Source organism: Macellibacteroides fermentans, from assembly GCF_013409575.1.
GTDB lineage: Bacteria > Bacteroidota > Bacteroidia > Bacteroidales > Tannerellaceae > Macellibacteroides > Macellibacteroides fermentans.
In genome coordinates, this window is sequence record NZ_JACCCY010000003.1 from 194,931 (window position 1) to 211,179 (window position 16,249).

At 45.9% G+C, this 16,249-nt stretch carries 10 protein-coding genes; all 10 read left to right on the plus strand.

What is annotated here, in order from left to right; all coding sequences use genetic code 11:
• Positions 1–47 precede the first annotated feature (47 nt).
• The 10 genes from F5613_RS10255 to meaB all read left to right on the plus strand — a co-directional run bounded on the left by F5613_RS10255 (position 48) and on the right by meaB (position 16,133).
• On the plus strand, positions 48–1,034 hold the full coding sequence (locus F5613_RS10255; RefSeq protein ID WP_179399687.1) for a GSCFA domain-containing protein: 987 nt from the start codon (positions 48–50) through the stop codon (positions 1,032–1,034).
• Between the two features lie 2 nt (positions 1,035–1,036).
• Positions 1,037–3,502: a bifunctional UDP-N-acetylmuramoyl-tripeptide:D-alanyl-D-alanine ligase/alanine racemase gene (locus tag F5613_RS10260; RefSeq protein WP_179399688.1), complete on the plus strand. Its 2,466-nt coding sequence runs from the start codon at positions 1,037–1,039 to the stop codon at positions 3,500–3,502.
• Positions 3,503–3,559: 57 nt separating this feature from the next.
• On the plus strand, positions 3,560–4,417 hold the full coding sequence (locus F5613_RS10265) for an enoyl-ACP reductase FabI (protein ID WP_068186469.1): 858 nt from the start codon (positions 3,560–3,562) through the stop codon (positions 4,415–4,417).
• 41 nt (positions 4,418–4,458) lie between these two features.
• On the plus strand, positions 4,459–5,067 hold the full coding sequence (locus tag F5613_RS10270; RefSeq protein ID WP_179399689.1) for an L-threonylcarbamoyladenylate synthase: 609 nt from the start codon (positions 4,459–4,461) through the stop codon (positions 5,065–5,067).
• A gap of 293 nt (positions 5,068–5,360) precedes the next feature.
• Entirely contained in the window at positions 5,361–6,914 is a 1,554-nt protein-coding gene (locus F5613_RS10275) for a sensor histidine kinase (RefSeq protein WP_068186465.1), read from the plus strand.
• A gap of 2 nt (positions 6,915–6,916) precedes the next feature.
• Entirely contained in the window at positions 6,917–7,630 is a 714-nt protein-coding gene (gene rprY / locus F5613_RS10280) for a response regulator transcription factor RprY (protein ID WP_068186463.1), read from the plus strand.
• Positions 7,631–7,791: 161 nt separating this feature from the next.
• Positions 7,792–13,452 (plus strand): alpha-2-macroglobulin family protein, encoded by a 5,661-nt coding sequence (locus F5613_RS10285; protein WP_179399690.1) that lies wholly within the window; start codon positions 7,792–7,794, stop codon positions 13,450–13,452.
• Between the two features lie 70 nt (positions 13,453–13,522).
• Entirely contained in the window at positions 13,523–13,909 is a 387-nt protein-coding gene (locus F5613_RS10290) for a DUF1573 domain-containing protein (RefSeq protein ID WP_068186525.1), read from the plus strand.
• A gap of 41 nt (positions 13,910–13,950) precedes the next feature.
• Positions 13,951–15,024 (plus strand): DUF1573 domain-containing protein, encoded by a 1,074-nt coding sequence (locus F5613_RS10295; RefSeq protein ID WP_179399691.1) that lies wholly within the window; start codon positions 13,951–13,953, stop codon positions 15,022–15,024.
• 11 nt (positions 15,025–15,035) lie between these two features.
• Positions 15,036–16,133: a methylmalonyl Co-A mutase-associated GTPase MeaB gene (meaB, locus tag F5613_RS10300; RefSeq protein WP_179399692.1), complete on the plus strand. Its 1,098-nt coding sequence runs from the start codon at positions 15,036–15,038 to the stop codon at positions 16,131–16,133.
• The last annotated feature ends 116 nt before the right edge of the window (positions 16,134–16,249 follow it).

The following is a 16,249-nucleotide window of genomic DNA, read 5'->3' on the forward strand; positions in this document are numbered from 1 at the left end:
TATAATATAACTTTGCTAACGCAATAATTTAGACACACTATTTTATCATGGAATTCAGCACCCCGACCTCCCTTCCAAATTATCAGGTTAAAGCAACCTACAACGATAAAATACTCCTTTTGGGGTCCTGTTTTGTAGAAAATATAGGAAAAAAACTGGATGAATCTAAATTCCAGGTTTGCGTCAATCCTTTTGGGACACTCTACAATCCTTGCTCTGTAGCGTCATCCATTCAGACTCTTTTGGATAGAAAGATATATAAACCTTCGGATTTATTTAAGCACGGAGGCTGTTTCCATAGCTTCGATCATCACAGTCGTTTTTCTTCGGTTGACGAGGAAGATTGTCTTCGCCTGATCAACCGCCAGATGAGCTTTGCATCAGACTACATAACAAATGCAAAATTCCTTTTCGTTACCTTCGGGAGTGCCTATATCTATCGTCTAAAAGAGAACAACCGGATTGTAGCCAACTGCCATAAGTTACCCGACCGGCAATTTATCCGCGAGATTCTTACAGTGGAAGGCATAACAGAACTTTGGTCGGAGCTCATCCAAAAACTCAGAATGATAAACCCCGACCTGCGGATACTTTTTACTGTTAGTCCTATCCGTCACCTGAAAGATGGTGCACATGGCAATCAGATCAGCAAGGCGACCCTGATACTTGCTGTTCAGCAACTGATGGAACGGCATCCGGAATCTGCAGACTACTTTCCGGCTTATGAAATCATGCTGGATGAGCTGAGAGATTACAGGTTTTACGCCGAAGATATGGTCCATCCGTCCAATCAGGCAATCCAATATATATGGAATCAGTTTGTATCCTGTTTTATGACATCCGACACAAAAGAAATTATGCATCAATGGGAAGAGATTCAAAAAGCGATGAACCATAAGCCCTTCCAACCGGAGAGTGAGGCTTATCAGAAATTTATCCTTCAAACTATGTTAAAAATAGAACAAATTACAAAGAAAATACCGTCCTTTGATACACAAAACGAACTAAAAGCGTTGAAGTCAAAATTGAAATGAATATGGAATACTCAATTAGAGAGGTTGCTAAAATTATCGGATCCAAAAGCAATTTGTTGCACGAAGACACGATAACGATGCTGCTTACCGACAGCCGGACAGTCTCATTTCCAGAGCAGAGTCTTTTTTTTGCCCTCAGGACTAAAACAAACGACGGGCATAAATACATTCCTGAATTATATAAGCTGCGCGTACGCAATTTTGTGGTAAGCGAAATACCCCCATCAACCGATATGTATGCTGATGCCAACTTCCTGTTGGTAAAAGATCCGCTTCGCGCCTTGCAGCAACTGGCCGCCCATCATCGGAAGAAATTCGAGATTCCTGTTATCGGTATAACAGGTAGCAACGGCAAAACCATTGTGAAAGAGTTTCTATACCAGTTATTACATACCGAATTCAATATTGTGCGGTCTCCCCGTAGTTTCAATTCGCAATTGGGAGTTCCTCTCTCTGTCTGGCAGATCAATCCGAAACATACACTCGGTATTTTTGAAGCAGGCATATCCCAACCCGATGAAATGGAACGGCTTCAGCCTATAATCGCCCCAACCATCGGTATCATAACCAATATCGGCGAGGCGCATCAGGAAAATTTCATCTCAACCCGCCAGAAGTGTCTTGAGAAGTTACAACTTTTTCAGGATAGCGAAGCCATAATATATGACGGTGATAATGCTTTCATCGCCAATTGTATTGAAGCGGCCTGTCTGTCGCACAAGGCAATTGCCTGGAGCCGGACCGATTCGGAAGCTCCGTTGTTTATTAAATCGGTCGACAAGCAGGACGATCGTACCACAATCAGTTGTACCTTGTTGGGGTATAACCGTAAGTATGTAATTCCATTCACAGACGATGCTTCCATCGAAAATGTAATTCACTGTATGGCTTTGATGCTTTATCTCAAGCCTACCAGTGTGAACCACGAAGAAAGATTCCTTCATCTTGAACCGGTAGCCATGCGCCTTGAGGTCAAGCAAGGCATCAACAACTGTCTGCTCATTAACGACTCCTATAATTCAGATATTAATTCGTTGGGTATAGCACTTGATTTTCTGCAGACAAGGCAAGTGGATAAAGCCATGAAACGTACACTTATCGTGTCTGACATACTTCAATCCGGTACCCTGCCAAAATCTCTTTATAAGAAGGTTGCCGATCTGGTACAACGAAAAAAGATAGATCGAATCATCGGGATCGGAAGGGATTTAAAGGAATACGGAGCGGCTTTTGAGATGGAAAAGGAGTTTTATCCTTCTACAACCGACTTTATACAATCTCCTTCCTTTAAAAATTTCAAGGATGAGATCATACTCATCAAAGGATCCAGACGCTTTCACTTCGAGCAGATTACAGAACTCTTGGAGAAAAAAGTGCATGAAACCATTCTGGAGGTTAATCTGGATGCCATTGTTCACAACTTCAACTATTATCGCTCCAGACTAAAGCCCGAAACCAAGATGATCTGTATGGTAAAAGCCTACGGATATGGAGCTGGCTCATTCGAACTTGCCAAAACATTGCAGGAACATCGTTGCGATTACCTGGCCGTGGCGGTAGCCGACGAAGGTGCCGATTTGCGGCGCACAGGTATATCCATTCCCATCATCGTCATGAATCCCGAATTCGGCAGTTTCAATGCCTTATTCGAGAATCAGCTTGAACCGGAAATTTACAGTTTCCGTTTGCTTGAAGCGATGATCCGCGAAACCGAACGCAGGGGAATCACCTCCTATCCCATACATCTTAAAATCGACTCTGGAATGCATCGCCTCGGGTTTCAGCCCAAAGACATGCAAGCCATATGCGATTGCCTGAAGTCGCAAAGTGGTGTAGCGGTACGATCTGTATTTTCCCACCTGGCCGGAAGCGACTCGTCCGTTTTTGATGATTTCACCCTCAAACAGATTGAGACGTTCCAAAAGGCTGCCTCACAACTGGAACAAGGAATAGAATATCCCGTTTTGAAGCATATCCTCAATTCGGCAGGCATCGAACGATTTGCCGATTACCAGATGGATATGGTCCGGTTGGGCATCGGACTTTACGGAGTGAGTGCAAGTGGTCAGAAAGGTCTTCGTAATGTAAATACCCTCAAGACCACCATCCTTCAGATACAGGAGGTTCCGGCAGGTGATTCAATTGGATACAGCAGACGAAGTTATGTTAAAAGGGATTCCCGCATTGCCATCATCCCGATCGGATATGCCGACGGACTGGACCGCCACCTGGGCAACGGAGCCGGTCAGGTACTGATAAACGGGAAAAGATGTCCCACCATTGGAAATATCTGTATGGACACATGCATGATTGATGTAACCGGGATAGAGGTGAACGAAGGGGATACGGTAATTATTTTTGGAGATGAATTACCCGTATCCGAACTATCGGAAACACTTGGAACAATAAGCTATGAGATACTCACTTCGATCTCTCCAAGAGTAAAAAGAGTGTATTTCAGGGAATAAGGTTGTATATATTGCACATTTTATATACTTTTGTGCCATATTTAAATAGAAATAGGTATGAGTCACAATTTATTAAAAGGCAAGAGGGGCATCATCTTTGGTGCGCTGAACGACATGTCTATCGCGTGGAAGGTAGCAGAAAGAGCCGTAGAAGAAGGTGCGATTATTACATTGAGCAATACACCTGTTGCTGTTCGTATGGGTGAGGTAGATGCCTTGTCAAAGAAACTGAATGCAGAGGTGATCGCTGCAGATGCGACGAGCGTAGCAGACCTGGAAAATGTATTTTCCAAATCTGTCGAAATATTAGGAGGAAAAATTGATTTTGTTTTACACTCTATCGGAATGAGTCCTAATGTGCGCAAGAAGCGTACCTACGACGACCTGGATTATGATATGCTGGAAAAGACTTTGGATATTTCGGCCGTGTCATTTCATAAGATGCTTCAGGTTGCAAAGAAACAGGATGCTATCGCAGAAGGCGGATCAGTTGTAGCTCTTACCTATGTAGCAGCCCAACGTACATTCTTCGGATACAACGATATGGCAGATGCCAAATCATTGCTGGAATCCATTGCGCGTAGCTTCGGATATATTTACGGTCGCGAGAAAGGGGTTCGTATCAATACCATTTCCCAGTCGCCAACGGTTACTACAGCCGGTAGCGGTGTAAAGGGTATGGAGCACCTGCTTGATTTTTCGGACAAGATGGCTCCGTTAGGAAATGCTACAGCCGACGAATGCGCCGATTACTGTGTAACATTGTTCTCTGATCTTACCCGTAAGGTGACAATGCAGAACCTGTTCCACGACGGAGGATTCTCAAGCATGGGTATGAGCCTCCGGGCAATGAACCAATACAGCGCCGGTATGGAAGAATTTACCGACGAAAATGGTAAGATTATCTACGGATAATACATCGCCACCCCTTCGGGGGTGGCACAATATATTCGTTTATGTTAGTAAAAATTTATCCCGAAAATCCCAATTTACGGGAAATCGACAAAGTAATCGAAATCCTTAGGGACGGGGGACTTATCATCTACCCCACCGATACTGTTTATGCCATGGGATGTGATGCCCTCAATGTGCGGGCTGTCGAAAAAATATGCCGGATGAAAGGCATTAACCCGCAGAAAAGCAATCTGTCTATCATTTGTTATGACCTCAGTAACCTCAGCGAATATGCTAAAGTTAGCAATGCGGCATTCAAGCTAATGAAAAGACACCTCCCCGGACCTTTCACTTTTATTCTTCCAACCAGCAGCGAACTTCCTAAAATTTACAAGAACAGAAAGGAAGTAGGTATACGTGTACCAGACAACAACATCATACGTGAACTTGTAAAGCAGTTGGGCAATCCAATCCTCACCACTTCGGTGCACGACGACGACGATGTGATCGAATATACTACAGACCCGGAACTTATACACGAAAAATATGAATCCGAGGTAGATGTTGTTATTGATGGCGGGTATGGCGAAACCGTTGCCTCAACCGTTGTAGATTGTACAACCGATGCTTTCGAGATCATCCGGCAAGGTAAAGGAGAGCTCTCTTTATAAATAAATCCGACCGGAATTTATCCCTGAAAAGGCCCAATTACGCGACCCATTTGGGTGTGTTATGCAGATTTGAGTAAAAAAACCACCTGAAAACATCCTTAAAAACCCTAAAATCATTCAGGATCAACCAGTTTATATTACAGGCACCCATCAATTAACTTAAAATATCGATATACATAAAGTTATAAATAAATGTTTTTAAACATTTAGGCGCAATGTTTTTAACTTTTTTGTGTAAATATTAAACTAAAAGGCGCTTTATTTGTTTCCTATAATAGAGAAAAATTCTTGCTATGAGGAAGTCTACAATCTGGTTACTTGCATTGGTTATGGTTTTTGCGTTCGGGGGACTGCTATATCTGCAGGTTACCTACGTAAGCATCATCCTTAAGACAAGCAACGACCAGTTTACAGAAACTGTAAAAAGAAGTCTGCTCGAGGTTTCGAAGAATCTGGAACTTGATGAAACTAAAAAATACCTGGAAGAAGATATACAACGCGATCAGAACAGCTTTGTATTTCAAAGTTCTCAGGATGCACAGGATCTGGCCCAGGTAATCAATCAGGAAAAATATCAGCTACAGATATCAGACTCGGATGGCTCGGTATCCATCATGCAGAAAAGGGAATATACCAGCCGGATACAGTCGGTCCCGGCCAATCCGCGTCAATCGTCAGCCAATAACATTGTAAATACATCCCGCGATTTGCAAAAAACATTGAAAGACCGGTACCAGTATCAACAGGAGCTGATCAAAGAGGTTATTCTGAATATGCTGTACACCTCCAGTCTGAAGCCTATTCAGGAAAGGGTGGACTTCAAAAAATTGAACAATTACCTGAAGGCCGAGTTTCTGAACAACGGGCTGAATCTGCCTTACCAGTTTTCGGTGATCGATAAAAACGGGACGGTTGTCTATCAAAGTGACGACATCCAGAAGGATCGCATCGCATCCGATGTGATTACGCAGGTACTTTTCCCCAACGATCCGCCATCGAAACAAAATTTCTTACGAGTTTATTTCCCCACAAAGGACGATTATATATCCAGTTCTGTCACCTTTTTGGTTCCGTCGGTTATCTTTTCCCTTATATTGCTGATAACCTTCGTATTCACAATGTACATTGTATTCCGCCAGAAGAAACTGTCGGAAATGAAGAACGACTTTATCAACAACATGACCCACGAACTGAAAACTCCGGTTTCAACCATTTCTCTGGCTGCACAAATGCTGAAGGACTCGGATATAACCAAAAGTCCGGATGTATTCAAGCACATTTCGGGTGTGATAAACGACGAAACCAAACGATTGGGATTTCTGGTTGAAAAGGTATTGCAGATGTCTCTTTTCGAACGTCAGAAGGCCGCCCTTAAGCTTAAAGAGGTAGATGCCAACGACCTTGTGGTGAATATCGCCCATACTTTCACCTTAAAAGTGGAAAAGTACGGAGGATCCATTGATATTGATTTGCAGGCTGAAGAGTCAAGCATCTATGTGGACGAAATGCACATCACCAATGTGCTGTTCAACCTGATGGACAATGCGGTTAAATACCGCCGTCCGGATGTACCGCTGGAGCTTATGGCACGGACATGGAATGAGAATGGAAAACTGATGATTTCCATTGAGGACAACGGAGTAGGTATAAAGAAAGAGTATGTAAAGAAGGTTTTCGACCGCTTTTTCCGTGTGCCTACCGGGAATGTACACGATGTAAAGGGATTCGGACTGGGTCTCGCTTATGTTCGTAAAATTATTGAAGATCACAACGGCAGCATCCGTGCCGATAGTGAAATCAATGTGGGAACAAAATTTATTATTACTTTACCTCTTATAAAAAGTTAGTTATGGAAGAAAAACTAAAGATCTTCTTTTGCGAAGACGACGAAAACTTAGGAATGCTTTTAAGAGAATACTTACAGGCAAAAGGGTATGTTACTGATCTTTTCTCCGACGGAGAAGCTGGATACAAAGGCTTTACCAAAGGCAAATACGATTTATGTGTACTGGATGTTATGATGCCTAAAAAAGACGGCTTCACATTGGCTCAGGAAATCAGAGCACTCAATCCGGACATTCCTGTTATCTTCCTTACTGCTAAAACAATGAAGGAAGACATTCTGGAAGGTTTCAAGATCGGTGCGGACGACTATCTGACCAAACCTTTCAGTATGGAAGAGTTGCTGCTTCGTATCGAAGCCATCCTTCGTCGTGTTAAGGGGAAAAAGATGAAAGACATTCCTTTCTACCGTTTAGGTAACTTTATGTTTGATACACAAAAACAAACATTAACCATCGGCGACAAGGCCACCAAACTTACTACCAAAGAATGCGAATTACTGAGTCTGCTTTGTGCTCATGCAAACGAGATTCTGGAGCGTAATTATGCACTTAAGACTATCTGGGTAGACGATAACTACTTCAATGCCCGTAGTATGGACGTTTATATCACTAAACTTCGTAAGTTGCTTAAAGACGATCCCGGAATCGAAATCATCAACATTCACGGTAAAGGATATAAGCTTATCACTCCTAACAGTGAAGAAGTCACCAAAGAATAAAATAACACCTTTGTGTTTAAAAAAGAAGTATCCCAAACGGGATGCTTCTTTTTTGTTTACACCTCCCCCCTTTTTAACAAAATCAATTGCCTTATACAGCTTTTTCCCTTTTCTTTGTATCTATAGTGTATAGATAATGGTTATACTATAAACTAAATGATATGAAGATAAAATCAATACTCTTAACAGCCGTACTATTGTGTGGTATACCTGCGGCATTTATTTACACCCGGGCAAATTTTGTCCAATCGGAAACTACTGTCAAAGCCGCTCCGGCAGCCACACCTCAATCTTCGACCCTCAAGGCCTATATTACAGAGATCAAAGAGGCACTGGAAAAAGACCGGGATCAATTGCCTGCCCTGATTTCCAAAACGGAGCAGAAGGCCTTGCAGGAAAAGGATCCGGCTATCAAAGCCATCCTCTACTCCATGGAAGCCGACTTATACAACGAGCATTACAATGCCAACCGATACAATATCAACAGGCGCACCAACATTCAGGGCTTTGTTCCGTCAGATATCCGGGAGTGGACAAGCAATCTGTATGCCGACAAAATAAAAGAACTGGTTCTAAAATCACTTACTCCGGCCGAAGTACTGCAACAAAAATCGGCACAAAACTACCGTGAGATACTTGAGTCGGGTGAAGACTCCCCTCAACTGCGCCCCAGCCTTTTCGATCTGCTGACTTACAGAGGAATCCAAACCCTCTCCACTCTTCAGCAAGACGACGCAGCAACAGCCGCTGTTATAAATAGTCTGTACAACCAGCTGCGGTCGTTTCACGAAAAGAATAAGAACGAACAGGCAGCCCTGTATGCCACGCTGCAGCACCTGCAATATAATGCAACAGCGCAAGAAGATCCGGACGATGCATCTTATATGGCTACCCTGGACAGTCTGCTGCAGAAGCACAAGAGCAACGAATTCTCCAATGAGATCCGGCTTGTCAAGGTTAATATGCTTCAGGGCATTCTCAACGCAACAGAAAATCAAGATTCCATACAGGTCCTCCTGATAAATCTATGCAAGGAGGGTATTGCGGCCTTTCCATCCTATAAAAGAACCGCCCTTCTTCAAGCTGCCATCGATCAGATCGAACAGCCTACCCTCTCTGTTACCGGGAAAAAGGCAATCTATCCCGGCACAAGCAATCAGCTGAAACTGCAATATAAGAATCAGTCACGGGTAACCCTTTCCATCTACCGCAGTCTCCTGCATCCTGAAGAAGCCCCGGAATATACGGGCAACATCAAAGAGGTCAAACAGAAAAGAGGAAAGCTAGTCACCCAACAACTCTATACGTTTGTAAGCCCCAACACCTGGTCTTCCCAAGACACTACTCTTGCCTTGCCAGCCCTCGAGCCCGGACTGTACGAATGCGAAATTGCTTCTCCCGGAAACAGGGAAACGGTCAGCCATCTTGTAGCAGTAACCCGCCTGGCAGCTGTTTCGCGTACCCTTCCATCCGGTAAACAGGAGCTGCTGGTAACCGATCTTAAAAGCGGACAGCCCCTTAAGAACATTGCGGTTCGTCTGTTCGAACGGACCAAAAACAAACTGAACCTTACAAACACACTGGTCAGCGATGGAAACGGACTCGTTTCACTGCCGGAGATCAACAAGTTTCTTTTATATCAGCCGGTAAGCCGTGGCGACAGCAGTTCGCTGCTTTCCAATTTCTATGCCTACCGCCCCTACTCAGTAAAAGTGGAAGAGCAGCCTGAGATATCCCTGTTCACAGACCGGAGCCTGTACCGCCCCGGACAAACCGTATTCTTTAAAGGAATTGCCTTTGTACGCGATACAGAAAAACCGAAGCTGCTTAACGGAAACAAATACACCGTCACCCTACGTGATGCCAACTACAAAGAGGTGGCTACCCGCGAAGTAAGCACCAGTAACTTCGGGTCCTTTTCCGGCGAATTCACGCTGCCGGCATCTGTCCTGAACGGAACATTCACCATCGAAACCAGCTATGGAGCGGTTAACTTCGATGTAGCTGAATACAAACGACCAACTTTCGACCTCAAGTTACAACCGGTGACCGATGCGGTGGCATTTGGCGACGACCTGTTTATTCACGGCGAAGCAAAAACCTTCTCGGGCACCTCCATACAAGGAGGCTCCGTAAACTACCGGATCATGCGGAAACCACAATGGATGCGGGGATTCATTCCTCGTTCCGAAGAAAGACAGGTTGCCAACGGAACCGTATCCATTAAACAAGACGGGACGTTTACAATCCGCTTTACGCCTCAGGCAGCAAAAGCCGATTCAAAAGATCCAAAAGCTATGTATCGTTACGAGGTGATAGTGGTGTCGACCGACAGCAAAGGAGAATCACAGGAAAGCCGGTCCGAGTTTCTCGTCGGCGCAGCATCCATCTTCCTGCATGCCGAAACAGAGCAAATGCTGGATAAGGAAAAAGCAGGCATTCTGCTGACAGTAACCAACAGCAACAACAAACCCGCACAGGTAGTCAACGGCTCCTACGTAATCTCTTTGCTTCGCGACAACCCTTCGTCGGCAATGGATACCGATCCGGGCAAGTTGCCGGTAGTACGCCAGGTTATATCCGGCAAGTTCAATGCCGGCGATTCCATCGGCAGCTCCCTATTACGGAAACTTCCATCCGGAAGATACCGCATCGAGCTAAAAGGAAGTGATTCCAAAAACCGTACAGTAACCGAACAAAGTGAGTTTATCCTCTACGGAACGGGCGACAAAAAGCCGCCAGTCTATGCTCCCGCCTGGGTAGTGGAAGAAAAAACCAGCTGTCTTCCCGGCGAAGAGGCCCTCTTCACCTTCGGAACCAGCTGCAAACAAGCCTCCGTTTTATATGAAATAGCCGGAGAGAAGGGAATCATACACCGCGAATGGATCAAATTGTCCGATACTAACCGCAGGTTCCGTCTGCCGTACAAGAATGAGTACGGGAAAGGTGTAACCATATCCTTCGCCTTTGTAAAAGACGGAGCATTCCACACCCGTCAAATCTCCCTGAAGAAACAAGAACCCTCACGAGAGCTGTTTATCAAGCCGGTAACCTTCCGCGACAAATTAAAACCGGGAGATGAAGAAACGTGGACATTCAAGATTGCCGATAAGGATTCGTTACCCGTAATGGCCGAAATCCTTGCAGGCATGTACGATGCATCGTTGGACAAGATAAAGGGTCACAACTGGTGGTTCAATCCCACTTCCTACGTTCATATACCAACCATAAGCTGGGTAAGCGGCAAATCCTTTCAAGACGACTCCAACTGGGATGCTGCACCGTTGAAAGAAATTCCCGATCTGGAATGGAAATTCGACCGACTGGATTGGCAGGGAGCATTCTACTCGCCGGATGGATACAACCTGTACCGATCGGGCATCCAGCGAATGGCCACCAAGTCGGTTGTAGCAGGTATGGCGGTCTCAAGTAAAATGGAATCGGGCAATGCTGCTTTACAGGAAGTAGTTACCATAGCCGACCAACTTCCTGCCGCAGCCCCGAACGTTCAACCCGAAAACAGGGAAGCAGCCCCTCAGCTTCGTCGCAATTTTGCCGAAACCGCCTTCTTCTATCCCACACTGCAGACCAACAAGGCCGGCGAATGGGAGGTAAAATTCCGCCTGCCCGAAAGCAATACAACCTGGCGGATGATGGCCCTTGCCCATACCAAAGAGTTGCAATACGGAACCTGGAGCGGCAATGTTGTCTCACAAAAAGAGCTGATGGTACTACCCAACCTACCCCGTTTTATGCGGAAAGGAGACGATGTATCCGTTGCCACCCAGATTATCAACCTGGCAGACCACGAAATATCCGGCAAAGTCCGCCTTGAACTGGTTGACCCAGCGACCGACGAAATAGTGGTCTGCATGACAAAAGCAGCCAAACCCTTTACACTTGCTGCCGGAGAAAGCGGACAAGCAAGCTGGCAGTTCCCTGTTCCGGAAGGATACGACCTGCTGATCTGCCGCATCATTGCCGAAACACCCCAGGCCAGCGACGGCGAACAACACCTGTTGCCCGTACTTGCCAACCGCATTTCAATTACTGAAAGCATTCCCTTCTACCAATCCGGCAGCGGAGAAAAAACAGTCACCTTCCCTCAGGGAGGTTCACCGGGCAGCAAATCCCCCTACAGCATGACACTCGAAGTAACCGCCAATCCGGTTTGGTATGCAGTCCAGGCCCTGCCTACCCTGTCGGTTCCCGCAACAGACAACCTCATCTCCTGGTTTACCGCCTATGTAAGCAATACCATCGCTTCGTCGCTCGCCCAATCCAATCCACGTATCCAGCCCATGGTTGCCCAATGGAAGGCACAAGGAGAAACAGCGGAGACCCTTCAATCGAAGCTGCAGCAAAACGAATCGCTCAAACAGCTGCTTCTGAAAGAAACACCCTGGGTACTGGAAGCAGCCAGCGAGGCAGAACAAAAGCAACGCCTCACCCTGCTGTTTGACAGCAACCGGAACCAGCAGCTACGCGATCAGGCCATAAGCCGTTTACAGGAACTGCAAAGCGAAGACGGAGGCTGGAGCTGGTTTAAAGGAATGCCCGAAACGCCTCAGCTTACCCTCTATATCTTAAAGGGGATGGCACAGCTTGCCGAAATCGGCAACATGACCTTTACCCAGACAGAAACAGTGATGATCAACAAAGCGCTTTCCTACATGGATACCGAACTGGTACGAATGTATGACAAGAAGGAACTATCGGACAACAGCATACCGGGCTATATCTACCTCCGCATCCAATTTAAGAATGCGGCACAACCCGACGAGAAAACAAGCCGGGCCATCCTTCATTACAGCAAATTGGCCGAAAAAGACTGGAACAAGCAGTCACTCTACGGCAAAGCCTATACCGCCCTGCTGATGCACGAAACAGGCAAAGAAGCAACAGCAAAGGCCATTCTGAGCTGGTTACGCAAAACAGCCACACAATCGGAAGAGCTGGGTATGTACTGGGCCAACAACCGCCAGTCAGGTTTCTTTACCAGTGCTATAGACACCCACTGCCTGTTGATGAAGGTATTCCGTACCCTGTCGGCAGACACCCGCGAAACCGATCGCCTCAAACAGTGGCTTCTCAACCAGAAAAGAACGCAGGTTTGGGAATCCGATCCCGCAACGGTAAATGCAATACATGCCATTATCGCCACAGGAAGTGACTGGCTGAGCAATCAAAACAGCAGCACCCTCACCTGGGGAAACAACCAGATCGATACAAATCAGGGAGAAGCAGGAACGGGATATATAAAAACAGTGGTTACCGGCAGCGCAATCACCCCCTCCATGCAAAAAGTTGTGGTTAAGTCGGCCGCCAACGCTCCGTTATGGGGCGCCCTCTACCGTCAGTATTTCGAGGAAATCCAGCAAGTAACCGCAAGTAAAGGCGCTTTGCAGGTAGAAAAGAAGCTGTTTGTAGAAAGAAACAACGGACAAGGAATCGAACTGCAACCGGTAACCGATGGTAATCCATTGCACAAAGGCGATAAAGTAATAGTACGGCTGACCCTTCGCGCAGACCGCGACATGGAATATGTGCATCTCAAGGATTTACGTGCCGGATGCTTTGAACCAACCCAACAAATGGCAGGTTCCAGCTATAAAGACGGTCTTTGGATGTACCATGCTCCTGAAGATGCCGCCGAACATTTCTTTATCCACCGGCTACCCAAAGGGACCTTTGTGCTGGAGTATGCCGTATATACGGAAAGAAGCGGAAATTACAGCGGAGGCATCAGCACCATTCAATGTTTGTATGCACCCGAATTTGTTTCCCACACAGCCGGTTCAAAAATTTTGGTACAAGATTGATGCGTAACCGGCGTTGGTATGATAAAATTATTAACTTTGTGGCTGTAAGCATATAAATTTTATAGTTATGATGAGACAAGTGGTATTTATGTTAATGGCTCTTATGCTGGTAACCGGAATGGCTACGGCTCAGGAGAAAAAAGCTGTAATAGCAGTAGATAATGCGGTTCATGATTTTGGCAAGTTCAAAGAAGCGGATGGCAATGTAACACATACGTTTGTAATAACCAACCAGGGCGATGCCCCGTTGGTGATAACACGGGTTATTGCTTCGTGCGGCTGCACCACCCCGGTTTGGACTAAAGAACCCATTGCTCCCGGCAAAACAGGTAAAATCGATGTTACATACAATCCGGTAAACCGTCCGGGTCCGTTTTCAAAAACTATTTCCGTATACAGCAACGGCAAGGTAGGAAGTTTTATCCTCTCCATCCGTGGCGAAGTAACAGGCAAATAAGTATTGAATAACTGCGCCTTGCGCAACAAAGCTGACTAAACATGAAACGGTTGCTCCTACTATGTAGCTTCATACTGATGGTATTAACTGCTTCCGCACAAACGGGAGCAGTTATCCATTCGGAAGAACTCACGTACAATTTCGGCACCATTGCCGAAGAAGCCGGACTGGCTTCGCATGTATTTATTGTTCAGAATACAGGCGACAAGCCGCTGGTTATAAACCGGGTTACCGCCTCCTGCGGCTGTACCCGTCCGGAATGGTCCAAAGAACCTGTAAGTCCGGGTAAGACAACCGAAGTAAAAGTCAGCTACGACCCCGCCGGAAGGCCCGGGCCGTTCACAAAGATCATCTCTATTTACAGTAACGGTAAAAAGGGAAGTTTCAACCTTGCTGTAAAAGGTACGGTAACGCCACGCCCGTTCCGACCGGATTTTTCATATCCCTATTCCATCGGAGAATTGAAGCTGCACACAAAAAACGTTTTGTTCAGCAGTGTTATACCCACGGCAACATCAGGCGAACGGGTCATGATTCTGAACAGTGGCAAGGAAGAGCTGTCTGTCCAGACCGACAAACTCCCCTCCTACCTGATGGCGGAAATCAATCCCTCCGTACTTAAACCCGGCGAAACAGGCGAGATAACGTTGTTATTTGACGGTCACGCTGCCAAAAAACCAGGCAGATATACAGACAACATCACCCTGAACATAAGCAAGGGAGGCAAAAAAGTAAAAGGGAAATTACAGGTGTCGGCCAACCTGGTGGACGATTTCAGCCGGCTTTCTGCAACTGCCAAAGCCAATGCCCCGCAGATTCAACTTTCGTCTACACTCATTGATTTCGGAGTTTTATCAGACAAAGGCAAGGCAAGCCAGAAATTTAAAGTGACAAACAACGGAAAATCGCCGTTGGTTATTCACAGTATCAGCTGCGAAAACGAACTGGTAACCATCCAGGGAGGGAAAAAAGAGATTAAACCGGGAGCTACATGCACCTTCACGGTTCAGTTGCGTCCCAAAGAAATTAAAACAAAACTGGAAGCCCTGATCAACATCGTATGCAACGACCCTAACGGTCCGGTACGACTGATCAAAATATCGGCATCCAAATAAAAATGAATAACATGGATCATCCCGAAAACGAAGATATATACAAAGGACTGAAAGTAAACAAGGGAGTACGTGAAGTGCCCTCTGTAAGTCCCTACCTCAAAAAGAGGATCAAGCGCAGAGATTATACGCCTGCCGAATTTACGGAAGGAATTCTGGAAGGTAACATCACTATATTGAGTCAGGCCGTTACCCTGGTGGAAAGTGCCAAGCACGAACACCAGCAAATGGCGCAGGAAATTATCGAACGCTGTCTGCCCTATGCAGGTAAATCGGTCCGCATCGGCATTACGGGCGTACCGGGAGCCGGCAAAAGCACCTCCATCGATTCTTTCGGCATGCACCTCATCAAAGAAGGCCGCAAGCTGGCTGTACTGGCTATCGACCCCAGCAGCGAACGCTCCAAAGGAAGTATCTTAGGAGATAAAACCCGTATGGAAGCTCTTTCGAGAGAAAAGAATGCCTTTATCAGACCTTCTCCTTCGGCCGGATCGTTGGGAGGCGTTGCCAGAAAGACCCGTGAAACAATTGTACTCTGTGAAGCTGCCGGCTTCGATACGGTATTTGTTGAAACCGTGGGAGTGGGACAAAGTGAAACTGCTGTGCACTCGATGGTCGATTTCTTCCTGTTGATACAACTTGCCGGTACGGGAGACGAACTGCAGGGTATTAAGAGAGGTATTATGGAAATGGCCGACGGGATTATAATCAACAAAGCCGACGGCGATAATGTGGATAAAGCCAGACTGGCCGCTTCTCAGTTTAAAAACGCCTTGCACCTGTTTCCGCCTGCCGAATCGGGCTGGTTCCCTAAAGTGCTCACCTATTCGGGCTACTACAACATAGGTATAAAGCAAATCTGGGATATGGTAGCGGAATACGTACGATTTACCAAAGACAACGGCTATTTCGACTTCAAACGAAACGAACAGGCCAAATACTGGATGTACGAAAGTATCAACGAAACGTTGAAAGACAGCTTCTACAACAACAAAGCCGTAACCGCCATACTGTCGCAGACCGAAAACCAGGTGTTAAGCAACGAAATAAGCTCATTTGTTGCAGCCAAACGCATGATAGATACCTACCTGGCTAATCTGTCCGGCAAATAAACCAATTACACTGCAAACACATTTTCGCCCTCTTCTATCTAGTAGAACATAAGAATCCAGCGAATCCCATATTGCTTTTACAATCTTTTGAGTTTTGTTAAAGGAACCTCTTTAAC